This window comes from Lacunisphaera limnophila, assembly GCF_001746835.1.
Classification (GTDB): domain Bacteria; phylum Verrucomicrobiota; class Verrucomicrobiia; order Opitutales; family Opitutaceae; genus Lacunisphaera; species Lacunisphaera limnophila.
The window spans coordinates 1,058,043-1,081,676 of sequence record NZ_CP016094.1 but is presented as its reverse complement, the minus strand read 5'-3'; the positions used below and the strand labels follow the sequence as shown (position 1 = coordinate 1,081,676).

General features: G+C 67.3%; 23 protein-coding genes. 21 read left to right on the top strand and 2 right to left on the bottom strand.

Translation table 11 applies throughout. The features are described 5' to 3' along the window. Nucleotides 1–29: 29 nt before the first annotated feature. From Verru16B_RS04420 to Verru16B_RS04405, 4 genes are read left to right on the top strand one after another with little or no spacing between them, the layout of a single operon-like run. Nucleotides 30–2,246, top strand: coding sequence for a TonB-dependent receptor (locus tag Verru16B_RS04420; protein ID WP_069961154.1), 2,217 nt, complete (start codon nucleotides 30–32; stop codon nucleotides 2,244–2,246). Further along, nucleotides 2,236–3,450: an ABC transporter substrate-binding protein gene (locus Verru16B_RS04415; protein WP_069961153.1), complete on the top strand. Its 1,215-nt coding sequence runs from the start codon at nucleotides 2,236–2,238 to the stop codon at nucleotides 3,448–3,450. Before Verru16B_RS04420 ends, Verru16B_RS04415 begins: the two co-directional genes overlap by 11 nt. Next, on the top strand, nucleotides 3,447–4,490 hold the full coding sequence (locus tag Verru16B_RS04410; RefSeq protein WP_069961152.1) for a FecCD family ABC transporter permease: 1,044 nt from the start codon (nucleotides 3,447–3,449) through the stop codon (nucleotides 4,488–4,490). The genes Verru16B_RS04415 and Verru16B_RS04410 overlap by 4 nt, the downstream gene beginning before the upstream one ends. After that, a complete protein-coding gene (locus Verru16B_RS04405; RefSeq protein WP_069961151.1) occupies nucleotides 4,490–5,263 on the top strand; it encodes an ABC transporter ATP-binding protein in 774 nt (257 codons plus the stop codon). The genes Verru16B_RS04410 and Verru16B_RS04405 overlap by 1 nt, the downstream gene beginning before the upstream one ends. Nucleotides 5,264–5,292: 29 nt before the next feature. Here the strand turns inward: Verru16B_RS04405 and Verru16B_RS04400 are convergent, their stop codons facing one another. Further along, a complete protein-coding gene (locus tag Verru16B_RS04400) occupies nucleotides 5,293–5,823 on the bottom strand; it encodes a threonine--tRNA ligase family protein (protein WP_069961150.1) in 531 nt (176 codons plus the stop codon). A gap of 92 nt (nucleotides 5,824–5,915) precedes the next feature. Between Verru16B_RS04400 and zigA the strand changes: the two genes are divergently transcribed. The 13 genes from zigA to Verru16B_RS04335 all read left to right on the top strand — a co-directional run bounded on the left by zigA (nucleotide 5,916) and on the right by Verru16B_RS04335 (nucleotide 18,307). Next, nucleotides 5,916–7,160 (top strand): zinc metallochaperone GTPase ZigA, encoded by a 1,245-nt coding sequence (gene zigA / locus Verru16B_RS04395; RefSeq protein WP_237023466.1) that lies wholly within the window; start codon nucleotides 5,916–5,918, stop codon nucleotides 7,158–7,160. Between the two features lie 8 nt (nucleotides 7,161–7,168). Then, nucleotides 7,169–7,393, top strand: a complete 225-nt coding sequence (locus tag Verru16B_RS04390; protein ID WP_069961148.1) for a hypothetical protein — start codon at nucleotides 7,169–7,171, stop codon at nucleotides 7,391–7,393. 39 nt (nucleotides 7,394–7,432) lie between these two features. Further along, the gene (locus Verru16B_RS04385) at nucleotides 7,433–8,143 is read left to right on the top strand and encodes a class I SAM-dependent methyltransferase (RefSeq protein ID WP_069961147.1); all 711 of its coding nucleotides are present in this window, start codon (nucleotides 7,433–7,435) and stop codon (nucleotides 8,141–8,143) included. 10 nt (nucleotides 8,144–8,153) lie between these two features. After that, nucleotides 8,154–9,050 carry a metal ABC transporter substrate-binding protein gene (locus tag Verru16B_RS04380; protein ID WP_157772204.1) on the top strand — a complete coding sequence of 299 codons (897 nt, stop codon included), beginning with the start codon at nucleotides 8,154–8,156 and terminating at the stop codon, nucleotides 9,048–9,050. Between the two features lie 5 nt (nucleotides 9,051–9,055). After that, nucleotides 9,056–9,799: a metal ABC transporter ATP-binding protein gene (locus Verru16B_RS04375; RefSeq protein WP_069961145.1), complete on the top strand. Its 744-nt coding sequence runs from the start codon at nucleotides 9,056–9,058 to the stop codon at nucleotides 9,797–9,799. Continuing rightward, nucleotides 9,796–10,689 (top strand): metal ABC transporter permease, encoded by an 894-nt coding sequence (locus Verru16B_RS04370; RefSeq protein ID WP_069961144.1) that lies wholly within the window; start codon nucleotides 9,796–9,798, stop codon nucleotides 10,687–10,689. Before Verru16B_RS04375 ends, Verru16B_RS04370 begins: the two co-directional genes overlap by 4 nt. A 12-nt stretch (nucleotides 10,690–10,701) precedes the next feature. After that, nucleotides 10,702–11,124 (top strand): hypothetical protein, encoded by a 423-nt coding sequence (locus Verru16B_RS04365; protein WP_069961143.1) that lies wholly within the window; start codon nucleotides 10,702–10,704, stop codon nucleotides 11,122–11,124. Nucleotides 11,125–11,224: 100 nt separating this feature from the next. Beyond that, nucleotides 11,225–13,501, top strand: coding sequence for a TonB-dependent receptor (locus Verru16B_RS04360; RefSeq protein WP_069961142.1), 2,277 nt, complete (start codon nucleotides 11,225–11,227; stop codon nucleotides 13,499–13,501). Between the two features lie 43 nt (nucleotides 13,502–13,544). Beyond that, nucleotides 13,545–15,071 carry a PepSY domain-containing protein gene (locus Verru16B_RS04355; RefSeq protein WP_069961141.1) on the top strand — a complete coding sequence of 509 codons (1,527 nt, stop codon included), beginning with the start codon at nucleotides 13,545–13,547 and terminating at the stop codon, nucleotides 15,069–15,071. Then, on the top strand, nucleotides 15,068–15,796 hold the full coding sequence (locus Verru16B_RS04350; RefSeq protein WP_069961140.1) for a phosphatase PAP2 family protein: 729 nt from the start codon (nucleotides 15,068–15,070) through the stop codon (nucleotides 15,794–15,796). Before Verru16B_RS04355 ends, Verru16B_RS04350 begins: the two co-directional genes overlap by 4 nt. A 13-nt stretch (nucleotides 15,797–15,809) precedes the next feature. After that, entirely contained in the window at nucleotides 15,810–17,168 is a 1,359-nt protein-coding gene (locus Verru16B_RS04345; protein ID WP_069961139.1) for a CobW family GTP-binding protein, read from the top strand. Between the two features lie 83 nt (nucleotides 17,169–17,251). Next, nucleotides 17,252–17,722: a hypothetical protein gene (locus Verru16B_RS04340; protein ID WP_157772202.1), complete on the top strand. Its 471-nt coding sequence runs from the start codon at nucleotides 17,252–17,254 to the stop codon at nucleotides 17,720–17,722. Nucleotides 17,723–17,815: 93 nt separating this feature from the next. Then, a complete protein-coding gene (locus Verru16B_RS04335; protein ID WP_069961137.1) occupies nucleotides 17,816–18,307 on the top strand; it encodes a DUF3299 domain-containing protein in 492 nt (163 codons plus the stop codon). Nucleotides 18,308–18,316: 9 nt separating this feature from the next. On the opposite strand, the gene Verru16B_RS04330 is transcribed toward Verru16B_RS04335, so the two are convergent. Then, entirely contained in the window at nucleotides 18,317–18,772 is a 456-nt protein-coding gene (locus Verru16B_RS04330; RefSeq protein ID WP_069961136.1) for an acetolactate synthase, read from the bottom strand. An 88-nt stretch (nucleotides 18,773–18,860) separates the two neighbouring features. Between Verru16B_RS04330 and Verru16B_RS04325 the strand changes: the two genes are divergently transcribed. The 4 genes from Verru16B_RS04325 (at nucleotide 18,861) to Verru16B_RS04310 (ending at nucleotide 23,566) form a co-directional block, all read left to right on the top strand. Further along, complete coding sequence (locus Verru16B_RS04325) at nucleotides 18,861–19,769, top strand: cation diffusion facilitator family transporter (RefSeq protein ID WP_237023465.1); 909 nt, start codon at nucleotides 18,861–18,863, stop codon at nucleotides 19,767–19,769. Nucleotides 19,770–19,951: 182 nt separating this feature from the next. Further along, nucleotides 19,952–21,778 carry a phosphoenolpyruvate carboxykinase (GTP) gene (locus Verru16B_RS04320; protein WP_069961135.1) on the top strand — a complete coding sequence of 609 codons (1,827 nt, stop codon included), beginning with the start codon at nucleotides 19,952–19,954 and terminating at the stop codon, nucleotides 21,776–21,778. Nucleotides 21,779–21,841: 63 nt separating this feature from the next. Continuing rightward, entirely contained in the window at nucleotides 21,842–22,594 is a 753-nt protein-coding gene (locus Verru16B_RS04315; protein WP_069961134.1) for a hypothetical protein, read from the top strand. Nucleotides 22,595–22,723: 129 nt separating this feature from the next. Then, nucleotides 22,724–23,566, top strand: coding sequence for an HDOD domain-containing protein (locus Verru16B_RS04310; RefSeq protein ID WP_069961133.1), 843 nt, complete (start codon nucleotides 22,724–22,726; stop codon nucleotides 23,564–23,566). The last annotated feature ends 68 nt before the right edge of the window (nucleotides 23,567–23,634 follow it).

Sequence of the window (23,634 nt, the reverse complement as noted above, 5' to 3'; positions counted from 1 at the left end):
GAACTCTCCCAGCCCTTCAGCCCATCACCATGAATCTCCGTCTTTCCCGCCTTGTTCCTTCCCTTGCGTTCACGACCTCGTTCGCGATCGCCCAGGTCCAGCTGCCTCCGGCCGAACCCGGTGTCAAAATCGCCGACCCGTTCGTGAAGCTCGACACCCTCGTGGTGTCAGCGACCCGCACCGAAAAGCCACTCATTGAAGTTCCGGCCAGTGTCTCCGTCGTGTCCCTCAAGGACCGCGAAAACAAGGGCCTCCTCCGGATCGGCGAGGAGCTCGTCGGCGTGCCCGGCGTGACCCTCCGCCAGGAACAATCCGGCGTCGAGGCCGCCCTCGTCATCCGCGGTGCGCCAGAGCGTCACCTCAACGACACTTTCCTCCTCCTGCTCGACGGCGTGCCCTTTGTGACGCCGGACGACGAGGTCCTCTTGGAATCGGTGCCGTATGGCGCGGTGGATCGCGTCGAAGTCGTGCGCGGTCCGGTTTCCGCGCTCTATGGCCGCGGCGGGGTGAGCGGTGCGGTCGCGTATTCCACCCGCGAGGTCGGCGACCAGGCTGCCGGGGAACTGACTCTCTCTTACGGCAGCAACAACTACTTCGCCCCCTCGCTCGTCTACGGCACGCCCGTGAGTGACACCAACCGCCTGCTCGTGCGCCTCGGTCACGAACGCGGCGACGGCTGGCGCGACCGCACGGCGCGCCGCTCCTCCTCGGCCTTTCTGAAGGACGTGTGGCAGGTGACGCCGAAACTGGAACTGACGCTCTCCGGGAGCTACTCCGACACCGAGCAGCAGATCGCCAGCCACCTCCCGCTGCGCGCCGACGGCAGCATCGTCGCGGTCACGGGCGGGCGCGAGGCCAACACCAACATCGATGACGCCCGTTCCGAACGCACGCTATGGTTCGGGACGGCCAGGGCGAAGCTCGCGGTCAGCGACGCCGTGGAGGCGACGTTCACGCTCCACCACCGCGACAATGACTCGCTCTACAACGGCGGTTTCAACGAGGGATTTGACGAAGTTGCGGAGACGATCCGCTGGAACGGCTTTCGGGGCGACGGCTCGGATCAAACCACCTTCGCCGAGGCGCAGGTGTCCTGGAAGACCGCCCGCAACCACCTGCTGGTCGGGGCTAACCATGAATGGATCGCCAGCCAGGATCGCGAGACCTGGACGGGCCAATACGGCTTCGATTTCGCCACGTTTGATTTCTACTTCTACAACCAGTTCCGCAGCTACCGCACCGGCGCGCTACTGAACAAGGCGGACTGGATCCAGGACCGCTTGCTGGACGCAGACACCGACGTGAAGGTCGGGGCGCTGTTTGTGCAGGATGAGTTCAAGGCGACCGACCGCCTGACGCTCACGGTCGGCGCGCGGCTCGATCGCTTCGAACGCGACGTGGCCTTTGGTCCGACGACAGAGGAAAACGGCACCGTCACGCTCCCCGGCAGTCGAAAAGCCGATAGCGACGACAACCTCAGTCCGAAGTTTTCCGCGCTCTACCAGTGGACGCCGCAGCTTAGCACGTATTTCGCCTACGGCGAGGGCTTCAGTCCGGCGTTCGGGCCGGTCTGGTCATTCGGCGGACGTGACACCACGCTCAAGCCCGAAACAGCCCGTAACTTCGAGGTCGGGGTGAAGGGTGAGTTCTTCGACCGTGCGCTGGGGCTGACCGCCACGGTATATCGCCTCGAACGCCAGGATTTGCTCCAATACGTCGCCGATGGCGTCGCGACCAAGACCATCAACGCCGGTAAGCAGCGTGCCGAAGGTTTGGAACTGCAGGCGCGCTTTGATTTGCGCGCCGTTGCGGAGGGCTTGAGTGGCTTCGCCAGTTACACCTATACCGACGCGAAGTGGATCAAGAATCGCTTTATCGTGGACGAGTTCACCGGCGAGGAGATCGACCTCTCGGGCAAGAGCGTGGTGCGCGTGCCTAAGCACCAGTTCTCTTTCGGCCTCACGAAAAATCTTCCGGCGGCCGGCCTCGCGCTGAGCGCGTGGTATGACTACGTCGGCGACTATCCGGTTGATGGATTGAACCAGCTGGTGGACGGTGCCCACGGCTTGGCGAACATCAGCCTCACCTGGCGGCCCAAGCAGGCCTCGCAATGGGAGTGGAGCGTCGTAGTCCGAAATGCCTTCGACAAGGAATACAACCTCTTGCGCGGCACGAGCCGCGAACCCGTGGAAGCGTATCCTGGAGCGCCCCGGCAGTTCCTGACCACCCTGCGCTATGCGTTCTGAGCGCACCGCTCCCTTCCTTCCGGGCATCCTCGCCGCGATCCTGCTGGTCGCGGCGGGCTGCGGGCGTGCGCCCGAGCCTGGCGCCGTGGCCGCGGTCGCGTCGACACACACAGTGCTGCCGCTCCGGCATGCGCGCACCTTCACGGTTGAGGAGGGAGCCGGATATCGCGTGGTGACCCTGCGCGCCTCGATCGTGAGTTGGGGAGCCGCTGCCGGCGGGCAGGAACAGACCGCCCGGCTCATCCTGGTGCCGCGCGAGGCCACGCTCCCCGCGTTGCCGCCCGATCTCGCTGGTGCGCCGATCATCCGCACCCCGGTGCGGCGCGTGGCCGTAAACTACACCTCGCACGAGGCCATGCTGAACGTACTCGGCGTGGCCGACCGGCTCGTGGCCGTCGGCGGCACGTTCTCCTATGACGATGCGATTCATGCGCGGGTAAAATCCGGCGAACTCGCTCAGGTCGGCTATGGCTGGCACAGCCCGCCGGTGATGGACGCGCTCGTGGCGGCGCGGCCGGAGGTGTTTCTAATGGCTCTGGGCGATATTTCCCACGCCGAGTCCATCCCAAGGCTCCAGGCGTTAGGCATTCCGGTCGTGCCCATGTTCGTCGAGGCGGAGCCGACCTGCCTCGGCCGGACGGAATACGTTCGCCTCGTCGGCCTGCTCACCGGCCGCGAGGCCGAGGCGGAACATTTCGTCGCCGAAGTCGACTCCGAGTATGCGCGCCTCAAGGCGCTGGCTGCCACCCAGCCTCGCCAGCGCCTGCTCTGGGCCTGGCCTGGAGCAGGTGACAAGTGGGCGGTCACCGTGCGGAACGCCGATGCGCACCAGATCCACGACGCCCATGCCGAACTGCTGCTCGGTGAGTCCGACGACCTGAGGCGGGACAACTTCTCATGGCTTTCAACCGAGGCGTTGCTGCGCCAGGGGACGGAGGCTGATGTCTGGGTAAGCGGCGACCCGCATTCGAAGGCTTATCCGGACGAGCGCGTCTTGCGGCGCTTCAAGGCTTGGCGGGAGGGCCGGGTCTTTGCCGTGACCGGACGCCAGAAGCGGGAACGCGATGCCTACGAGATCTACGAGATCGGCATTCTGCGCCCGGACTACCTGCTGGGCGACATCATCAAGGCGCTGCACCCGGAACTGCGGCCGGAACCTTTCCGCTATCTCGAACCCGTGCGCACTGTCGCCTCGTCCCCATGACCGGAATAACAAACAAACGCGTCGTGGCCGGAAGTGCCGGCCTAGTGGCACTCGTGCTCGTGCTTGGCTATCTCGCGCTGGCCATTGGGCACGTGTGGTTGCCGCCCGGGGAGATTGGGTCGGCCCTTTTCTCACCGGAGCGGGACGACATCTCCCGGCAAATTGTGCGGGAGATCCGGTTGCCGCGCATCGCCACCGCGTTGCTCGCCGGAGCGGCGCTCGGGGTCGGTGGGGTCCTGATGCAAGCGTTGTTTCGCAACCCGATGGCCGATCCGTGGTCGCTCGGGCTTACGGCTGGCGGCCAACTTGGCGTGGCGCTGGCCGTCGCGGCGGCGGCCTTCGCCGGGCCGGCGGCGTTGTCGTTTCTCGGGGCCTTCCAGGGCCTGAGTCTTACCGTGGCCGCCGGGATCGGGGTCGCGGTCGCCGCCTCGCTGATGCTGATGCTCGGACGGCGACTGAATACGGTGTCGCTCCTCGTGGTCGGCCTGATGACGTGGTTCACGTCGCAGGGACTCGTGAGTGTGATCATGCACTTCGCCAGCCGCGCCGGCGGCCGGATCTATTCCGGCTGGAACGACGGTAATTTCGCCGGGGTGACGACCGGTGAGCTGCCCGTGCTCGCCGCGCCGGTGGTGCTCGGCCTGATCGGCGCGGTGCTCGTGGCCAAGCCGCTGACGTCGCTCCTGCTGGGCGAGACCTATGCGCGATCGTTGGGCGTGGATCTTGGCCGGGTGCGCGTCGGCACGCTGGCGGCGGCGGTCCTGCTCGTGGCACCGGTGACGGCCTATTGTGGGCCGGTGACCTTTGTCGGCTTGATTGTGCCGCACTTTGCGCGGGCCCTTGCGGGCACAGCGAGGGTGGGCTCGCTGCTCCCGCTGGCGGCCCTCGCCGGCGCGGCGCTGGCCCTCGCGGCGGACCTCGTCGTGCACCTGCCCTGGCCGCAACACTTCCTGCACCTCAACGCGGTGCTCGCCATCGTCGGGGCCCCGGTGGTGATCGCCCTCCTGATCTATTCTCCGTCAATGCGAGGAAGCCGCTGATGCTCACCACCTCAGATTTATCCGTTGGCTATCCCGGCGCGCGCGGCGCGGTGCTTGCCCCGGTGTCGCTGCACACCGAAGCCGGACGCTTTGTCTGCGTCCTCGGCCGCAACGGCGCCGGCAAGTCCACGCTGCTGCGCACGCTGGCAGGATTGTTGCCGCCGCTGGCCGGCTGCGTGCGAGTGCAGGGCGACGAGGTCGACCGCCTACCCGCCGCCGAGCGGGCCAGGCGGATCGCCGTGGTCCTGACCGAGCGGGCCTCCAGCCCCGGTTTGACCGCGGACGACGTCGTGGCCCTGGGACGCCAGCCGTTCACCGGCTGGACGGGGCGGCTAACAGCGGACGATCACGCCCGCATCACATCCGCCTTTGCCCGGGCGGGGGCGGCGGCCTTTCGCGGCCGGCTCTTCGACGACCTCAGCGACGGCGAGCGCCAGCGCGTGATGATTGCGCGGGCCATGGCGCAGGACGCCCGGCTGCTGCTGCTGGACGAAATCACCGCCTTCCTCGACCTGCCGGGACGGGTCGAGGTGATGACGCTGCTGCGTGAGCACGCGCGCACATCTGGGGCCTCGGTGATCCTCTCCAGTCACGACCTTGATCTATCGCTGCAACTGGCCGACACGATCTGGCTGTTGGGCGGCCAGGGCGGACTGGTGACGGGCACGACCCCTGAGTTGGTGTCCGCCGGAGCCATCGGCCGCGCCTTCGACACCCGCGAGGTGGTTTTCTCGGAGCGCTTGGGGCGGTTTGAACTCAGATCAGCAAGATGATCGCATGCAGTTTCATCTCCGTGGCTGGCTCACGGCACGCAGCACTCGCAAGGTGGCGGAGCGGGGAAGATCTCGCCCGTGATCCGCACCAGGCGGCGCGTGGCCGTGCGGTCGCGCCAGAGCACGGTCTCGGCGGCCGTCAGCAGGAACTTCTCCGGATGCACGGCCCGCAATTCGCGGGGGGACTTGATGGCGCAGTCGCAGACGTCGAGAAAACCGTCGAGCTCGTAGCAGCCGATGCGCTCGCCCAGTTCCGCGAGCACGGCCACCTGCTGCTGTTTCCAGGGTTGGCCGGCAAAGCGCTCCCGGGCCTCGCGGGGCGTGAGCTGCACGTCGCGGAAGATCTGAAAACCCGCCAGCACGCGCCCCATCTCCTCGGCCAACAGTCCCCGCTCGATCTCGTCGGGCGGGTCGATCAGGCCGAAGTCGGCGTAGAACCCCGTCGCCGTCTCCCCGCTCTCCCCGAGCAGCGCCCGCGGCCAGCGGCGCGCGCCCGCCACCACCAGCACATGCGAGAGCAGGTGCTTGGCCTTGTGCAGGGTGATGAAACTCGTTTCCACGCGTCCACCCTAGCAAAGCCGTCAAGCCCCCCGCCGCGGGCGGCCGGTTCGACCCCCCTTGACGACTTTGCTATGCTCCAGGTTCCCACCGCATGAATCCCCCCAATCCTTCCGCTGCCACGGGCGTAATGGAGGTCGAAACCACCGACCGCCGCCTCCCCGTCACCGTGCTTTCCGGCTTCCTCGGCGCCGGCAAAACGACCCTCCTCAACCACATCCTCGCCAACCGCGAGGGACTGCGCGTGGCGCTCATCGTGAACGACATGGCCGAGGTGAACATCGACGCCGCGCTGGTGGGCAAGGGCGCCGCGGCCGTCGCCCAGCGCAGCGAAAAGATCGTCGAACTCTCCAACGGTTGCATCTGCTGCACCCTGCGCGAGGACCTGCTCGTCGAGGTCGCCCGCCTCGCGAAGGAAGGCCGTTTCGACTACCTCGTCATCGAGTCCACCGGCGTCGCCGAGCCGCTGCCCGTGGCCGAGACCTTCACCTTTGCCGGCGAGGACGGCGTCAGCCTCGGCGACGTCGCCCGCCTCGACACGATGGTGACCGTCGTGGACGGCTACCATTTCCTCAAGGACTACTGCTCCGACGATTCGCTCTTCCAGCGCGGCCAGGCCACCGACGCCAGCGACACCCGCACGCTGGCCACGCTGCTCGCCGAGCAGATCGAGTTTGCCGACGTGATCATCCTCAACAAATGCGACCTGCTGAAGCCGGAGGAGCTCGAGCTCGTGACGCACCTGGTCCGCACGCTCAATCCCGACGCGCACTTCCTTTTCGCCGAGCACGGCCGCGTGCCGGTGCGCGAAATCGTCAATTCCCGCCGTTTCTCGATGGAGCACGCCAGCAAGTTTCCGCTCTGGCTGCGGACGCTGCGCGGGCAGGTCCATCCCGAGACGGAGGAATACGGCATCAACAGCTTTGTCTATCGCGCCCGCCGGCCGTTTCATCCGGCCCGTTTCCATGCCTGGGCCTCGAGGGCGCCGGCGAACGTCATCCGCTCGAAGGGTTTCTTCTGGCTGGCCACGCGCATGGCGTGGGTGGGGGAGTGGTCGCAGGCGGGCGGCATCCGACGGGTGGAGCAGATCGGCAACTGGTGGGCCGACACCCCGAAAAACGAGTGGCCGGCCTCGCCGGCATCGCTGAACTCGATCCAGTTGAAATGGCACGAACCCTATGGCGATCGGCGCCAGGAGATCGTGTTCATTGGCACCGACGCCATGGACCGGGCCGCGCTCACCGCCCAGCTCGACGCCTGCCTGCTCACCGACGACGAATTTGCCCGCGGCCCCCGCCGTTGGTCCGCCTACGAGGATCCGTTCCCGAAATGGGAGTGAAACCAACCATGAACGACGAAATCATCCCCTCCACCTACGCCGGCTGGCGGCACTGCATCACCGTGAAGTGCGGGATTGAACTGTCCCCCGCCTTTGTGACCGCCCGGCTCGCCGCCCTGAACGACACGAATGATCCGCACACGCGCGAGCTGCGCCGCCTCTACGGCGAGGCGCATCATCGCAACCTGCTCGTCTGGTTTTCCCAGGCGCAGCGGGAGCTGGGCCTCGCCTGAGGCTTTCCTTTGCATTCCCCGTCTGTTGCTTACCATTCCATGAGCCAATCGTGTTCCTCACCCAACGCCTTTGACGCGCAGCACGCGGCGGTCTACGACGACCGCTGGGCGCCGCTGGCGCCGTTGCGTGACAGCCTGCACTTGCAGATGCGGTTCGTGCTGCAGCAGCTGCCCGCCGCCGCGCGCGTGCTCTGCGTGGGTGTCGGCACCGGGGCGGAGCTGCTCGCGCTGGCCCGGTTCTTTCCGGGCTGGCGCTTCGTCGCGGTCGATCCCTCCGCGCCCATGCTGGACGTCTGCCGGCGGAAGGCGGCCGAGGCGGGCGTCGCCGACCGCTGCGAGTTTCATTCCTGCTTCATCCACGAAGTGCCAGCGGGGGAGCCTTTCGACGCGGCCACCTCGGTCCTCGTTTCTCAATTCATCACCGACCGGGCGCGGCGCACGGAGTTCTTCCGCGAAATCGCGCGGCGCCTGCGGCCCGACGGCCTGCTCATCACGGCCGATCTGATCACCGCGCCAGATGGGCAGCACGAACGTTTGCTCGGTGTCTGGTCGCAGATGATGCGGCATGTCGGGGCGAGCGAGGCCCAGATTCAGGCCATGTTTGCCACCTATGAGCATGACATGGCGCTGTTGGCCGCGCCGGTGATGGAAGCCCTGCTGGTCGAAGCCGGTTTCGACCGGCCGGTGCGTATTTCCCAGTCTCTTCTGATCCATGCCTGGTTTGCGCGGCGCAAGTCCATCCTGCCTTGAGCCCTTTCTCATGATCCTGCGTCTATTTATTCTTGGTCTGGCTTTGGCCGGCTCATTGCGTTCGGAATCGCCCGTCGCGCCGCTGCGCGTGGTCAGTTTGCACACGGTGCTCACGGAGATTGTCCGTTCGGTGGGCGGATCCCGGGTCGAGGTCACCGGGCTCGTCCGGCCGGGCGTCGATCCGCATCTTTTCGAGCCAACGCCGGCCGATATGCGGCTGCTGGAGCAAGCCGACCTCGTGCTGGCCGGTGGTCTGGGTTTGGAAACCTACCTGAACCGCCTCGGTGCGGTGGTCGTTCCCGGCCGGTTGATTGAGGTGGGTCCGCGGCTGCCCGGCCTCCTTCAAGGCGCGGTTCCACACGGCCCCGACTTCCGGCAGATCGCCGAAGAACCCGATCCCCATTGGTGGCACGGCCTGACCCAGGTGCAGGCGGCGGTGGAGGTGGTCGCCGGGGAAATGTCCCGGCTCCGGCCGGCCCGGGCGGAGGAATTCGCCCGCAACGCGGCGGCGTATCGCGCGCGTCTCGAGGAGCTGCGGGAGTGGTCCGTCGCCCTGGTGGCGGGACTGCCGTCGGACCGCCGTCACCTGGTGACCACGCACGACGCCTTCGGCTACCTGGCCCGCGAGCATGGGTTTGCGGTCCATCCGCTGATCGGGCTGAGCACGGCGGAGGAGGCGGATGCGCGCCAGCTGGCGCGCATCATCGACTTGATCCGGCGGCATCGGATCAAGGCCGTGTTCGCCGAGAGTTCGTCGCAAAACCGCCTCGTCGAGGCCGTGATCCGCGAAACCGGGGTCCGGCTCGGCGGCACGCTCCACGCCGACGGCCTGGGCGCGGACGAGGCCCAGACCTACGAGGCGCTGATGCGGCACAACCTCACGATCATCGTGCAGGCGCTGCGCTGACCCGCATGGAATCATCCCACGACATCTTCCGCCTGCACGAGATCACCGTGCACTACGGGGCGCGGTGCGCCTTGGAGCGCGTCACGGCCCAGATTCCCTGTGGCGGCCTGGTCGCCCTGGTTGGCCCCAACGGAGCCGGCAAGAGCACTTTGCTCAAGGCCTTGCTGGGCTGGCTGCCGTTGACCCGGGGGGAGGTGCGGCTGGGCGACCGGCACCCCAGCCACCTGCATCCGCGGCTGGCCTACCTGCCGCAGCGCGCGGAGGTGGAATGGGATTTTCCGGTCTCCGTCCGCGAAGTGGTGGCCCAGGGCCGCTGGCCGGTGCGGGGGTATTTCGGGCGGCTCACCGCCGCCGACTGGCAGCGCGTGGACGAGGCGCTGGAGGAGCTCGACCTGACCGCCTTCGGGGGCGAACAGATCCGCCGGCTGTCCGGCGGGCAGCAACAACGCATGTTCCTCGCGCGGGCCGTCGCGCAGGGGGCGGACATTTTCCTTCTCGACGAGCCGTTCACAGGGCTCGACCTCGCGGCCACCGCCGAACTCCTGCATCTGCTGCACCGCTGGCGGGGGCAGGGACGCACCGTGATCGCCGCCGTGCACGACCTGCCGCTCGTGCGGGTGCATTTCGCCCATGCCCTGCTGCTGGACACGCGCCTGGTCGCGGCGGGGTCGGTCGACGCCGTGTTGACCGACGACAATCTCGCCGCGGCCTACCGCCAACGCATCCCGGTGCTGGGAGCCCGCCCATGAGCGCCGTCTGGAACATGCTCAGCGAGCCCTGGCACTACGGCTTCATGCAGCGCGGGCTGGGCTCGGCGCTGCTGCTCAGCGTGAGCGGGGGCATGCTCGGCAGCGTGCTGGTCCTGCGCCGCATGTCCCTGATGGGGGACGCTCTTTCGCACTCGTTGCTGCCCGGACTAGCGGCCAGCTGGTTCCTGCTCGGCCGTGGCCCCGGGGCGTTGCTGCTGGGCGCGTTGCTGGCCGGACTGCTCACCGCGCTGGGCAGCGCCTTGCTGAGCCGGCTGACCCGGTTGAAGGAAGACGCCGCCTTCGGGGCTTTTTTCCTGATCGCCTACGCCGGTGGCATCGCCCTGGTGAGCCATGCGGGCACCCGGGTGGACCTGCTCCATTTTCTTTTCGGCCACGTGCTCGGGGTGGCGCCGGCCGATCTCTGGTTCACCGCCGGGGCCACCGCACTGACTGTCGCGGGTTTCGGTCTCTTCCGGCGCGGGATCATCCTTGAGGTCTTTGATCCGGTGTTCGCCCGCACCGCGGGCCTCGGTGGCGGCTGGTTTCATCTCGGATTCCTGGCTCTGGCGGTGCTCAATTTGGTGGCCGCGCTCCAGACCATGGGCGTGATCCTGGCGCTGGGGCTTTTCCTGTTGCCGGCCGCCACCGCCTACCTCTGGTGCGACCGCTTCGGCGGCATGCTCGGGTGCTCGGTCGGCGCGGGCATGGTCGGATCCACCGTGGGCCTCCTCCTTAGCTATCACACCGGCCTCGCTAGCGGACCGGCCATCGTGCTGTGCCTCGGCGCGGGGTTCCTCATGTCCGCCGTGGGCAGCCCGCGGTATGGGTTGCTGGCTGCTCTGCGCCGCGCCCGGCACGAACGGCACACCGTGCGCCACACCACGGATTAAACTGACACCGGCATGCGCCTCACGTCCACCCCTTCTCCCGGTTTCCTGGCCCGAAGCACCGCCGCCTTTCTGGCGGCGCTCGTGCTGGCGCTGGGGCTGCTGTCGGCCAGTCCCGCCTGGCACGCGTGGATTCATGGGCATGACGACTGCGGGCATCCGCGGGAGGTTGTGGCCGAGGGAGCGCCGCATCCCTTTGCGATTCCGCTGGGCTCTGCGGCGAAAGGACCGGCCGGTTGCACTGCCCCCGTCGGGGAGCCCGACCATGTTTGCGCAGTCACGCTGTTTGCACAGGGCCTGACTGTCCTGATCCTGGCCGTGTTGCCCCTTTCCTATCCGCTCGTCGCGATCCGCGAGTGGGGCAGGGTCTGTCTCGGGATGTTGGCCGGGCGTCCGGATTATTGGCATCGGCCGGCGCAGGCGCCGCCGTTGGGTTGAAGCGTCCTCTGTTGTCCCGCCGCCCGCAATAGGGGCGGGCGGCACGTTTGCTCCGCTCTGTGCGCCTTCGCGCGACGATCCTCCCAACCACCCAACCCACATGAATCTCCGTTTTTCTTTCCTTCTTTCCTTCATTGCCTGCGCCGCGACCGCGGCACGCGCCCAAACCACGACCGCGGCGCCCGACCCGGGCGTGATCCAACTCGAAAAGTTCGTCACCAAGGCCGAGAAGGCCGACGCTTTCACCCTGCCGCTCGACGCGACGTCCGGCACCGGCTCGCGACTCGGCCTCTCGCTGCGCGAGGTCCCCGCCAGCCTCAACGTGATGACCCAGGAGGTCATCTCCGCCCGCGGGCTTCGCACCACCGTCGAAACCGTCAACTCCGTCGTCGGCGTGCAGGGCGGTCTCGGGGTCGGCTCGATCCCGCGCTACACCATGCGCGGACTCAGCGGCAACCAGGTCACGATCCTCTTCGACGGCGTCCGCATGAACACCCAGTCGCAGAGCGAGCGGCCGGTGGACGCCTTCAACCTCGACCGGGTCGAGGTGCTCAAGGGTCCGTCCTCCGTGCTCTTCGGCGAAGGGGCCATCGGCGGCTCCATCAACTACGTCTCAAAGCAACCGGACGGTGTCGCGCGCACCGATCTGCTGTTCGCCGCAGGTTCTTGGGGCTCCTTCCGCGCGGGCGTCGGGACCGGCGGCACCCTCGCGCCGGGACTGGCCTATCGCGCCGACGTCTCGACCTCGACGAGCGCCGGCTACGTGGACCGCAACCAGACCGAGCTTTTCAACGCCTCCCTCGCGCTGGGCTGGCGTGCCACGGAGCGGCTCAGCCTGAACTTCTTCGCCACCTACACCGAGGATCAGTTCGAGCCCTACTACGGCACACCGGTGCGGCATGACGGGGTGCAGAACACGCTGCTGCCCGGCGCCCCGATTTTGCAAGGGGTGGCCAATCCCAACACCGACCGCCTCATCAACCCGCGCATCGACCCGCGCTCCCGCCGGCAGAACTACAACATCACCGACGCCTCCGCGGATTCGGTGAACGTGCGCCTGCGGCTGCTCGCCGAAGCCACGCTCGCGCCCGACCTCCGGCTGCGCAACACGCTCTACGGCGTTCACCACTTCCTGCAGAGCGAGAACTTCGAGCGCTACCGCTGGAACTCCGCCACGCAGCTCGTGCAACGTGACTTCATCTGGCAGGCCTACCGCAACGACTGGATGCTGGGCAACCGCACCGAGCTCCAGTTCGACCGCGCTCTTGGCGACATGGCCAACAAGCTCCTCGCCGGCGTGGACGTCTCTCGCGTCCGCTACGAGCGAGGCATCAATCCCAGTGGTTTCCCCGACCGGCCCACCACGGACCTGCCCGCCGGCGGGGTGTCGCTCACCGGCTTCGACCCGGGCCGGCTCCAGACCTACGCGCTCACGCGGGATCGCGACGTCGTGGTGAAGACCGCGGCCTTCTTCGCCGAGGATGCGCTCAAGCTCCGGCCCGATCTGACGCTCGTCACCGGCCTGCGGCTAGACCATCTCGATGTCCAGCGCACCACCCGCAACGACCCCACTCGCGGCATCACGCAGTTGGTCGCGACCAAGACCTACCGGCCGCTGACGTGGCGCGCCGGGATGGTTCATGACCTGACCCCGGCCACCGCACTCTACGCCAGCTACAGTTACGCGCAGGAACCGGCCACGCAGCTCGTGTCCCTCCCGACGGCCGCCGCTTCGCTGGCCCTGCCGATGCAGAAGGGAGTGCAATGGGAAGCCGGTCTCAAGAGCACGTTCTGGGACGGTCGCGCCGATCTCACCGCCGCCATCTACCGTATCGACCGCCGCGACCTGGCGACCACGACCCGCGACAGCACCACCGGCGCCTTCGTCACCCAGTCCGTCGGGGCACAGCATTCCCAAGGCCTTGAACTCGCGTTGTCCGTCGCCCCGACGAAGCGGTTGCGGCTTGAGGCCGCCTTTGCGTGGACTGAGGCGGAGTTCGACCAGTTCATCGAGAATACCGGCGTGGCCACCGTGGGCGACCAGGGCCGGGTCAGTCGCGCCGGCAACACGCCGGTCGGGGTGCCCAAGGTCATCGCCAGCCTCTGGGGCAGCTACGAGCTGGGCGGAGGTTGGTTTCTCTCCGGCGGACCCCGCCATGTGGGCGAAACCTACGCCAACAACAACAACTCGATCACCCTCGATGCCTACACCGAGCTCGAGGCGGCGGTGGGTCGCCGGGTCGGTGCCTGGACCTTCACGCTGCGCGGGCGCAACCTGCTCGACGAGCTGTATTCCGACACCTCGATCTATGGCGGCGTGCTCCAGCGGCTCGCCGATCCGCTCAGCGTCGAGCTGACCGCCCGGGCCCGGTTCTGACCCCGCGCGTGACCGGCGGCGTCACCCGCCGGTCGCCTCCGCCATGAAACGCCAACTTCATCTCCTCCACCGCTGGCTGGGCATCGGGCTCTGCCTGTTCTTCGCCGCGTGGTTCTGCAGCGGATTCTTCATGATGTATGTGGAATATCCGCAGCTGACCCGGCCCGAACGGCTGGCGGCGGCGGCGGAACTGGACTTCTCCGCCGCGCGGTTCACGCCGCGCGGCGCGACGCGTGCGCTCGTCGCCGGCGATTTCGCCGAGCGCGGCACGCCGACGCGCAACGTGCCGCTCGCGCTCCCGGATCCGGCGGCTCCGGTGCAGCCGGACGGCGTCCGCCTGGCGCAGATCCTGGGCCGCCCGGCCTATGTGTTCACGTCGGGTCCGGCGCAGCCGGCGGTGGTCTTCGCCCACAACGGCGAGAAGCTGGGCCGCGCCACCGCGGAGCAGGCGGCGGCGGCGGCGCGCGCCTTCCGCCCCGGCACCCAACCGCGCTTCCTCGGCACGATCCAGTCCGACCAATGGGCCGTCTCGTCTGCGCTCAATGCCCACCGTCCGCTGCACCACTTTGCCTACGACGATCCGGCCGGCACGGAAGTTTACGTGTCGTCGTCCACGGCCGAGGTGGTGCGCGACAGCACGCGGCGCGAGCGGGTGCTGAACTATTTCGGCGCGGTCACGCACTACCTCTATCCGCACGTTTTGCGGCAATATCCCGACGCCTGGGCCTGGGGGGTGGACATCGTCGCCGCCACCGGCTGCGTGCTCGCGCTCAGCGGTCTCTGGGTCGGTGTGCTGCGGGCGCGGCGGCGGGTGCCGGAAACCCGCACAATCCAGCAGCGTCTCGTCCGCTGGCACTATGTCACCGGTGCCGTGTTCGGGGTAGTCACGCTCACCTGGGTCTTCAGCGGCTGGATGTCCATGAATCCCGGCCAACTCAACCCGCCGCGCGCCCCCACTGCAACCGAGACAGCCGTGCTGGCTGGCACGCGTTTCGATGCCGTGGCGTTCACGGCGCTGCCGGTCCTGCCCGCGGGCACCGTCGAGGCGGCATTGCACCACTACGACGGACAGCCGCTCTATCGCGCCACGCGGCGCGACGGCACCACTACGCTGGTGGCGGCCCGGGCCGATGCACCGCTGCGGCCGCCAACCGTCGCCGCCCTCCTCGCCCGGGCCCCGGAACTCCGGCCGGAAGCACGGGTGGTGGAATCCAAGGTGCTCGCCGAATACGACGACTACTACTACAGCCGCCACCCCGAGACCGGCACGCGCCCGCTGCCGGTCCTGCGGGTGCGATTTGCGGATGCGGAGGCGACCTGGTTCCACCTCGACATTGCCACCGGCCAGGTCCTCGACCGGAGTACGCGGACCAACCGCGTCTTCCGCTGGCTCTACAACGGACTCCATTCCTTCGACTGGTGGTGGCTGTGGTCGCGTCGTCCGCTTTGGGATGTCGTGGTCATCGCCTTCTGCGCCGGCGGCCTGTCGCTTTCCGTGCTCGGCGTCGTGGTCGGTGTGCGCCGGCTGCGGGCGGAGTTTTCCCGCCCGCAATCGTCTTCCTCCCCATGAAACGCCGCCACCTCATCCGGATCTCCTCCACCGTCCTGCTCCTCTGGGCGATCGCCGGAGCGCAAACCGCCCAAAGCACCGTCTCGGCCTACCTTACTCTGGCGGAGGCACCGGTGGCGACGCTGTTGCCGCCGCCACCGGCGCCCGGATCGCCGGAGGATCTCGCCGATCTGGAAACGGTGCTTTGGGTGCAGAGCCGCCTGAGCGAGGCGGAATTTACCGACGCCAAAGCCCACGGCGACCGGCCGTGGGATGAGTTCATCCGCGATGTGCTCGGCCCGCACTTCAATGCCGTCAACCGTCCGGAAACCTACCGGGTGCTCGCCGGGGTGCGGGCGGATTTCGAGGCCTTTCTCGCGGCCGCCCGCCAGGCCTACCCGCGGTCGCGGCCGCCGAACCGGGACGAAAGGGTGCGCCTGCTCGGCACCCGCACCGACATCGGATCCTATCCCAGTGCCAAGGTGTGGAGTTTCTACAACCTCGGTCTCCTGCTCGCGGAGCTGCACCCGGAATGCCGGCCCCGGCTGGAGGCTGAAATCCGTCGTCAGGGGTGGATGCGGATCTGGGGCGGGCACCATTATCCAAGCGACGTGAGCGCCGGACTCATCGCCGGCGAGCGGCTCGCCCGAGCCTTCCTCTCTTCCCCTCGTTTCCAGAAGGAACTTCCCGTCCTTCGTGTCGAGGCGGCGCGTTTCCGCAGCCTTTCCGTTTCCTCCCAACCCTAGACCCAACCCTCCCATGTCCGACGACCAACCTGTCCTCACTCGCATCCCCGTCACCGTCCTCACCGGCTTCCTCGGCGCCGGGAAGACCACGTTGCTCAATCGCATTCTCACGGAACAACACGGCCGGAAGATTGCCGTCATCGAGAATGAGTTCGGGGAGGTCGGCATCGACCACCAACTCGTCATCCAGAGCGACGAGGAGCTGTTCGAGATGAACAACGGCTGCATCTGCTGCACCGTGCGTGGCGACCTCATCCGCATCCTTGAGCGTCTCGCCAAGCGCAAGGACCCGCTCGATGCCGTCGTAATCGAGACTACCGGCCTAGCCGATCCCGGGCCGGTGGCGCAGACGTTTTTCACCGCGGCGGACATCAAGGAACGCTACCAGCTTGACGCCATCGTCACGCTCGTGGACGCGAAACACCTGGGGCTGCACCTTGACGACAGCGACGAGGCCCGCGCCCAGGTGGCCTTCGCCGATGTGATCGTGCTGAACAAGACCGACCTCGTCAGCCCGGACGAGTTGGCCGTACTTGAGGCGCGGTTGCGGAAAATGAACGCCGCCGCCCGCGTGCATCGCGCCGTGCAGGCCGAGGTGCCGCTCCGGCACGTGCTGGAGGTGGGTGGGTTCAACCTCAGCCGCGCCAGCGAGATGGCCCCGAATTTTCTCGAGCCCGAATACCCGTTCGAGTGGATGGGGCTTTACCAGCTCGCGCCGGGTGAGCTGGTCTACCGGCTGGAGGCGGGACCGGATCCGACCATGGATCTGGCGCTGGTGCCCATCCCCGGCCCCGGTTCCGCACCCGTTGCCGCCGCCAAGGAGACGGCCGTGCGGTTGTTCGCCGAGCCGCCGCACCGGCTGGCGGAGGGCGGCATCATTGATCCCGCGCAGGGCCGGCAGCGGCTCGCCTTGCCGGCGGCGGACCAGATCTTCCAGATCAGGATCCCGGCCTCCGGTTGGTATGCCCTTTTCACCCAGCACCATCCCGACGAATTCGCGGCCACCCTGCTGGTCGAGGGTGGCCCTGTGACACCGGCCCGGCAGGAGGCGCTCAAACCCGACCATGAACACGACGAGGCCGTGACCTCCGTCGGTCTCGAATTCCCCGGCGACGTGGACGGCAAGCGCCTCAACGCCTGGCTGGGCGAGCTTTTGCGCACGAAGGGGAATGACATCTTCCGCAGCAAGGGGGTGTTGGCGGTGCGCGGAACGGAAAACCGTCTGGTTTTCCAAGGCGTACACATGTTGTTCGATGGGCGCTTCGACCGGCCCTGGGGTTCCGAGCCCCGGAAGAACACCTTTGTGTTCATTGGGCGAAACCTCGACCGTGCGGAATTATCCGCCGGCTTCGCCTCCTGCCTTTGCCGCTGAGGCAGGAAGCACTGGCCAACCCGCTCCATTTGTATTCACTTTCATTCCTAACCGATTCTCCGATGAAAGCCTTTCTGTCTCTGTTGGTTCTTCTGTCCGTGTCGGCCACAGGGTGCGGCCGGAAGGAAAGCGCTCCCGCTCCGACCGATGCTCATGCCGGGCATGAGCACGAGTCCGGTTCCGGCCATGCCCACCGGCCGCTGATGGGCGGACAGCTGGTCGAGGTCGGCGAGCATCAGTTCAACCTCGAGTTCAAATACGATGCGACGCGCGGCGTGCTGCAGGCCTGGGTGCTGGACGGGCACGCCGAGAACTTCGTGCGCGTCAGCATGGCCCTGTTCGACGTGCAGGAGGCGGGCGGGGCCCAGCGTACGATCACGCTGCGGGCGGTGGCCAACGAGATGACCGGGGAGAAATCCGGGGACACGGCGGCGTTCGAGGGCGAGGCCGGGTGGCTGGGTGCCGTAGGACACTTCGACGGCGTGGTGAAGGCCATCAAGGTGCGCGACACCGTGTTCCGCGACATCACGTTCCATTTTCACCCGCAGGGCTGAGGCACGCCGGTCGACCAAAGCTTTTGACGGCGGGGTGAAACCGGCTAGGTTTCGCGACAGTTTCCCGCCGTCCTCCCTCTTTTACCCGTGCTCATGAAAGCTCCGCTCTCCCCGTCCCTCCGTCCTCTCCTGCTGGCCGGCCTGCTCTTGGCGATCGCGACCCCCGGCCGGACGGCCGATGAGCCGGCCATTGCGGTGGGTTTCGAGCGGCTGGCCTCGTACGAGTTCACCGCCCCGCCGGACGAGTCCAAGGCGAAGGAAGCCGACGCCCAGATCCCGGCCGCGGTGAGGGAACTCGACGCGAAGAAGGTCGCGGTGACGGGCTTCATGCTGCCCGTGAAGATGGAGGAAGGCCTGGTGACGGAATTTCTGTTGGTGAAGGATCCGATGATGTGTTGCTACGGCGTGATGCCGAAGGTCAACGAGTGGGTCGTGGTGAAGATGAACGGCAAGGGCGTCGCGCCCCTGATGGATGTGCCGATCACGTTCGAGGGCACGCTCGCGGTGGGCCAGCTCTACGAGGGTGGCTACCTGACCGGGCTCTACCTGCTGAAGGGCGACCGCCGGGTGGAGACGAAGGGCTGACGCGCCGCGTCAGCGCGAGATATCCCGCTGCGAGAGGACCTTGAAGCCGCGGGTGTTGAGCGCGCTGGCGGCGAGGTCGAGGTCCTCCACGCTCATGGCGAGCGCCGAGCGGCCCTTGGGCCGCACCAGGAAGGCATAGGCGTAGTGGATGTTGCACTCGACGGTGATCAGGGCGTTGAGCACGTCCTTGAGCTGGGACTCATCCCGGAACTCCACCGCGAGGACATCGCACTCCGTGAAGAAGAAATTGTTGGCCGCCATGAGCTCGCGGGCCCGATCGGGGTCGTCCACGATCATGCGGTCCAGCGCGGTGTCGGTCTGGTCGATGGTGGTCATCGCCATGAGGTGGATGTTGTGTTGCGCGAGCAGGGCGACGAGGTCGTGCAGGCGGCCAACCCGGTTCTCGATGAACACGGAGAATTGTTTGACGGGCTCGGCGGCGACGGGTGCGGCGGTATCGGACATCGGAGGATCTGGGCGGGACCCTACACCCGGGGCGGTGGACGGTCAATGCCGCCTTGTGCCGGCGCTGGCGAGGGGGCAGGCTGTTGGGATGGTTCTGCCCGAAACCCATGCCCGCACGGCCCGCCGGGCGCACGAGAGTGCGCGGCTGGTGTTGCGGGGCATCGTGCTGAACGCGGTGCTGGCGGCGGTGAAGCTGGCTGGAGGCGTTTTCGGCCACACCTACGCCCTGATCGCGGACGCGGCCGAGTCGCTGCTCGACATCCTTTCGTCCCTGCTGGTGTGGGCCGGTTTCCAGGTGGCGGCGCGGCCGCCGGACGAGGATCACCCTTATGGCCACGGCAAGGCCGAGTCGCTCTCCGGCCTGATGGTGGCGGCCTTCATTTTCCTGATGGCAGGCTGGGTGGCGTGGCATGCCGTGCGGGAGATCAACACCCCGCACCAGGGGCCCGCCTGGTGGACATTGCTGGTGCTGGCAGCGGTGATCGCCGCCAAACTGTGGTTCTCGCGACGCATGGGGGCGGCGGGCGAGGAGGTGGGCAGCACGGCGCTCGGCATCGAGGCGCTGCACCATTGGTCGGACGCCATGACCTCCGCGGCGGCCTTTATCGGCATCAGCATCGCGATCTGGGGCGGCCCGGGTTGGGAGACGGCCGATGATTGGGCCGCGCTGTTTGCCTGCGTGATCATCGCCTTCAACGGACTCGGCATGCTGAAGAAAGCGCTGGGCGACGTAATGGACACGGCCGCGCCGGAGAATTTCGAACGCGAGGTGCGGGCCCTCGCCCTCGCGGTGCCGGGCGTCGCGGCCTTGGACAAGGTGCGGGTGCGCAAGAGCGGCCTCAGCCACCTCGTGGACATCCAGGTGCGGGTGGATGGCGGTCTGAGCGTGCGCGAGGGCCACGCCATCGCGCACGCGGTGAAGGACGCACTCACGGCCTCGGGGACGCATGCGATCAGCGACGTCACGGTGCACGTGGAGCCGGACCAGCAGACCTGATTTGGGTTCGCCCGCCGCGGGGTTGCATTCAATCTGCATATATTGTCCCCGGCGCCCACCGGTCGTTGGTCAATCCATGCGTGAGTTTAATGCTGCTCCGCAAAAGGCCGCGTGAGATTCACAAGGCGTGCCCAGCCTTTCCCGTTTACTACCCGGGGGGGCGGAGGTAGCTTGTTCGTGTCATGAAAACTGCTGAAAGCACCCCCTTGAGCAACAACCCGAATCTTATTCGCTGGGTGAACAAGATGGCTGCCCTGTGCAAGCCCGACGCCATCCATTGGGTGGACGGGTCCCAGGCGGAAAACGACGCGCTGTGCGCCCAGATGGTGGACGCCGGCACCTTCATCAAGCTCAACCAGAAGAAGTGGCCCGGCTGCTTCCTGGCGCGCTCCGACCCGGGCGACGTCGCGCGCGTCGAGGACCGGACCTACATCTGCTCCCTCTCCAAGGACAGCGCCGGCCCGACCAACAACTGGGTCAATCCCTTTGAGATGCGCAAGACGCTCAAGGGCCTGTTCAACGGCTGCATGAAGGGCCGCACGATGTACGTGCTGCCTTACAGCATGGGCCCGATCGGCTCGCCCATGTCGCAGATCGGCGTGGAGCTGACCGACTCGCCCTACGTCGTGGTGAACATGCGCATCATGGCCCGCATCGGCAAAAAGGTGTTCGAGCTGATCGACGCCGACTTCAAGCGCGTCGTCCCCTGCATCCATTCCGTCGGTGCGCCGCTCAAGAAGGGGCAGAAGGACGTGGCGTGGCCCTGCAACAAGGAGAAGTACATCGTCCACTTCCCGGAGTCCCGCGAGATCTGGAGCTACGGCTCCGGTTACGGCGGCAACGCCCTGCTCGGCAAGAAGTGCTTCGCCCTCCGTATCGCCAGCGCGATGGCGCGCGACGAGGGCTGGATGGCCGAGCACATGCTCATCCTCGGCGTCGAGAACCCGCAGGGCGAGAAGACCTACGTGGCCGCCGCCTTCCCCAGCGCCTGCGGCAAGACCAACTTCGCGATGCTCATCCCGCCCCCACACTTCCAGAAACAGGGCTGGAAGGTGTGGACCGTCGGTGACGACATCGCCTGGATCAAGCCCGACGCGGAGGGCCGCCTGCGGGCCATCAACCCCGAGGCCGGCTTCTTCGGCGTGGCCCCGGGCACGAGCATGCAGACCAACCCCAACGCCATGGCCTCGCTGGCGAAGAATACCATCTTCACCAACGTCGGCCTGACCGATGACGGCGGCGTGTGGTGGGAGGGCATGACCGATGACGCGCCCGCGCACCTCATCGACTGGCAGGGCAACGAGTGGACCCCCGCACTGGCGAAGGAGAAGGGCGTCAAGGCCGCGCACGCGAATTCGCGCTTCACCGCCCCCGCCTCGCAGTGCCCCACGATCGATCCCGACTGGGAGAAGCCCGAGGGCGTGCCAATCAGCGCCTTCATCTTCGGTGGCCGCCGCGCCACGACCATGCCGCTCATCTACCAGGCCTTCAACTGGTCGGGCGGCGTCTATACCGGCGCCACCATGGGCTCGGAGATGACCGCCGCCGCCGCCGGCACGATCGGCAAGGTGCGCCGCGACCCGATGGCCATGCTGCCCTTCTGCGGCTACCACATGGGCGACTACTTCCGGCACTGGATCAAGATGCAGAAGCTCATCAGCGAGACCCCGCGCGTCTTCCACGTGAACTGGTTCCGCAAGGACAAGGACGGCAAGTTCATGTGGCCGGGCTTCTCGGAGAACATGCGCGTCCTCAAGTGGATCGTCGACCGCGCCCGCGGCGGCGGCCGGGCCAAGGAAACCCCCATCGGCTGGATGCCCCGCTACGAGGACATCGATTGGAAGGGCCTGGATTTCCCGAAGGAGAAGTTCGACGAGCTGCAGTCCGTGGACCGCGCCGCGTGGCGCACCGAGGTGCTCAGCCACGAGGAGCTCTTCCTGGACGTGCACGCCCACCTGCCCAAGGAGATGATGTTCGAGCGCGAACTGCTCATCTGCCGCCTGCTCTGAGCGGATCCCCGTTCATCCGCCGGCGCTTGCCGGAACGGTTTTCCGGCGCATGGTCTCACGATCATGCGCCGTTTCTTTTTCTGGCTGATCCTGCTCGGGCCGGGGCTGAACGCCGGGGCCGCCACGGCGGACCTGCTGGCGAGCGCGCCCGCGCCGCTGGCCGAGGCCTTGCAGGCCTTCGCCCAGGAGCGGGACCGGTGGGCCTACACCGAGCGGGTCACCAGCACGGACCGGAAAGGCGTCACCCAGGAGAGCAAGGTGTACCGCTTCGATCCCTCGCTGGCGCCGGAGGATCGGTGGTTGTTGCTGGAGGAGGAGGGCCGGCCGGCCAGCGAGAAGGCCAAGAAGAAGTTCCGCCGCCAGATGACGAAGGAGGGCAACAAGCGGATCAAGCTGAGTGAATTCCTCCAGCTGGACCGGGCGGTCGTGACGCGGTCCGATACCACCACGACGGTCTACGAGGTGCCGCTGCGGAAGGAAAACAACGAGAAGCTGCCCCCGGAGAAATTCCAGGTGCTGGTCACGGTGACGCCGGAGCCCTGGCGGCTCGCGAGCATCGACATTGTCCTGCGCGAGCCGATGCGGATGGCGCTGGTCGCCAAGGTGAAGAAAGGTGGAGCTCGCATTCAGTTTGCCCGCCCGACTGTGGAGCACAGCCCGGTGGTCCAGGTGGTGAGCGGGCAGGGGGAGGCCACGGTATTGCTCATCAAGGTGGGTGGTGCGTTCACTGCGGAGCGGACGGAATTCAAGCGGGTGACGCCGTTTGACGAGCGGTTCCAGGTAAAGCTGCAGGATTTGAATTATCTGGATTTTTGAGGTCGGGGGCGAACCGCAGCGGGGTCGCGGCGGCATCGTGCGTAACAAGGGGGTGCCAACCGGAGCGGGCGGGCGTTAAGGCTACAGTGGGGGCGGGTTGTGCCGATTGAGCGGCACCACCCCTCTGTCATGAGCCTGGGCCGCGATACCATCATCACTCTTGGCAGCAAGCTGCCGCCCGCCCTCGGCATCTTCGGCCGGTTGCGCGGGTTGCTGGACCAGGCGGACGGCGATCTCGACGAGATCGTGGAGCTGTTGCGCGTGGACCCGGCCCTGACCTTCCAGATCATCAAGCTCAGCAACAGCGCGATGTACGGGCTGAGGAGCCGCAGTCAGTCCTTGGACGAGGCCGTGGCCCGGGTGGGTTTTGGCGAGATCCACCAGCTCGTCGGCCTGATCGTCTCGCGCCAGGTGTTCCAGGGCGACCTGATGCTTTACGGGATTCCGGCCGGCCGGCTGTGGGAAAACGCGGTCGCGGTGGGTTCACTCGCCTCGGCCTTTGCCGAACGCGCGGGGGGCAATGCGCCGGCGGCGTATTCGGCGGGCCTGCTCCGCAACCTCGGCAAGATCATCCTCAACAACCACAGCGGCGGCGTGACCTATCCCGGTGAGGAGGCCCAGCCGGATGTTTTTGGGTGGGAAAAAGCCATGCATGGGACGACGGCCCCGGAGGCGACGGCGGTGCTGCTCGACCACTGGCGGTTCCCCGTCGAGATCGCCGGGGCGGTGTGCACCCACCCGCAGCCGGAAAGTGCGGGGGAGTTCAGTGCCGGGGCCGCGACCTTGCACCTCGCGTGCAGTTTCGCCGCGACCTGGGGTTGTGCGCTGCCGGGTGAAGTCACCCGCTGGCGGCGTGATGCGGACCTGCTCGCCCAGGTAGGCATCGACCCCGATCTGCTGGAAGGCGCCGAGGCGGATGCCCGGCGGCAGTTCGCCCGGTTTGCGCTGCTGGAGTGGTCGCAGGCAGCGTGAGGCGGGCCGACCGGACCGGACTAGTGTTGGCCTAGAACGGGAGTTGTCAGGCTCAGGCTCATCCCCAT

Bases quoted from the DNA above. Each gene is read 5' to 3' on its own strand.
- Verru16B_RS04320 (WP_069961135.1), top strand. From the start codon at position 19,952: ATGAAAACTGCTGAAAGCACCCCCTTGAGCAACAACCCGAATCTTATT.
- Verru16B_RS04410 (WP_069961152.1), top strand. From the start codon at position 3,447: ATGACCGGAATAACAAACAAACGCGTCGTGGCCGGAAGTGCCGGCCTA.
- Verru16B_RS04315 (WP_069961134.1), top strand. From the start codon at position 21,842: ATGCGCCGTTTCTTTTTCTGGCTGATCCTGCTCGGGCCGGGGCTGAAC.
- Verru16B_RS04370 (WP_069961144.1), top strand. From the start codon at position 9,796: ATGAGCGCCGTCTGGAACATGCTCAGCGAGCCCTGGCACTACGGCTTC.
- zigA (WP_237023466.1), top strand. From the start codon at position 5,916: ATGAATCCCCCCAATCCTTCCGCTGCCACGGGCGTAATGGAGGTCGAA.
- Verru16B_RS04405 (WP_069961151.1), top strand. From the start codon at position 4,490: ATGCTCACCACCTCAGATTTATCCGTTGGCTATCCCGGCGCGCGCGGC.
- Verru16B_RS04420 (WP_069961154.1), top strand. From the start codon at position 30: ATGAATCTCCGTCTTTCCCGCCTTGTTCCTTCCCTTGCGTTCACGACC.
- Verru16B_RS04385 (WP_069961147.1), top strand. From the start codon at position 7,433: ATGAGCCAATCGTGTTCCTCACCCAACGCCTTTGACGCGCAGCACGCG.
- Verru16B_RS04325 (WP_237023465.1), top strand. From the start codon at position 18,861: ATGGTTCTGCCCGAAACCCATGCCCGCACGGCCCGCCGGGCGCACGAG.
- Verru16B_RS04330 (WP_069961136.1), bottom strand. From the start codon at position 18,772: ATGTCCGATACCGCCGCACCCGTCGCCGCCGAGCCCGTCAAACAATTC.
- Verru16B_RS04335 (WP_069961137.1), top strand. From the start codon at position 17,816: ATGAAAGCTCCGCTCTCCCCGTCCCTCCGTCCTCTCCTGCTGGCCGGC.
- Verru16B_RS04415 (WP_069961153.1), top strand. From the start codon at position 2,236: ATGCGTTCTGAGCGCACCGCTCCCTTCCTTCCGGGCATCCTCGCCGCG.
- Verru16B_RS04360 (WP_069961142.1), top strand. From the start codon at position 11,225: ATGAATCTCCGTTTTTCTTTCCTTCTTTCCTTCATTGCCTGCGCCGCG.
- Verru16B_RS04350 (WP_069961140.1), top strand. From the start codon at position 15,068: ATGAAACGCCGCCACCTCATCCGGATCTCCTCCACCGTCCTGCTCCTC.
- Verru16B_RS04365 (WP_069961143.1), top strand. From the start codon at position 10,702: ATGCGCCTCACGTCCACCCCTTCTCCCGGTTTCCTGGCCCGAAGCACC.
- Verru16B_RS04355 (WP_069961141.1), top strand. From the start codon at position 13,545: ATGAAACGCCAACTTCATCTCCTCCACCGCTGGCTGGGCATCGGGCTC.
- Verru16B_RS04390 (WP_069961148.1), top strand. From the start codon at position 7,169: ATGAACGACGAAATCATCCCCTCCACCTACGCCGGCTGGCGGCACTGC.
- Verru16B_RS04310 (WP_069961133.1), top strand. From the start codon at position 22,724: ATGAGCCTGGGCCGCGATACCATCATCACTCTTGGCAGCAAGCTGCCG.
- Verru16B_RS04380 (WP_157772204.1), top strand. From the start codon at position 8,154: ATGATCCTGCGTCTATTTATTCTTGGTCTGGCTTTGGCCGGCTCATTG.
- Verru16B_RS04345 (WP_069961139.1), top strand. From the start codon at position 15,810: ATGTCCGACGACCAACCTGTCCTCACTCGCATCCCCGTCACCGTCCTC.
- Verru16B_RS04375 (WP_069961145.1), top strand. From the start codon at position 9,056: ATGGAATCATCCCACGACATCTTCCGCCTGCACGAGATCACCGTGCAC.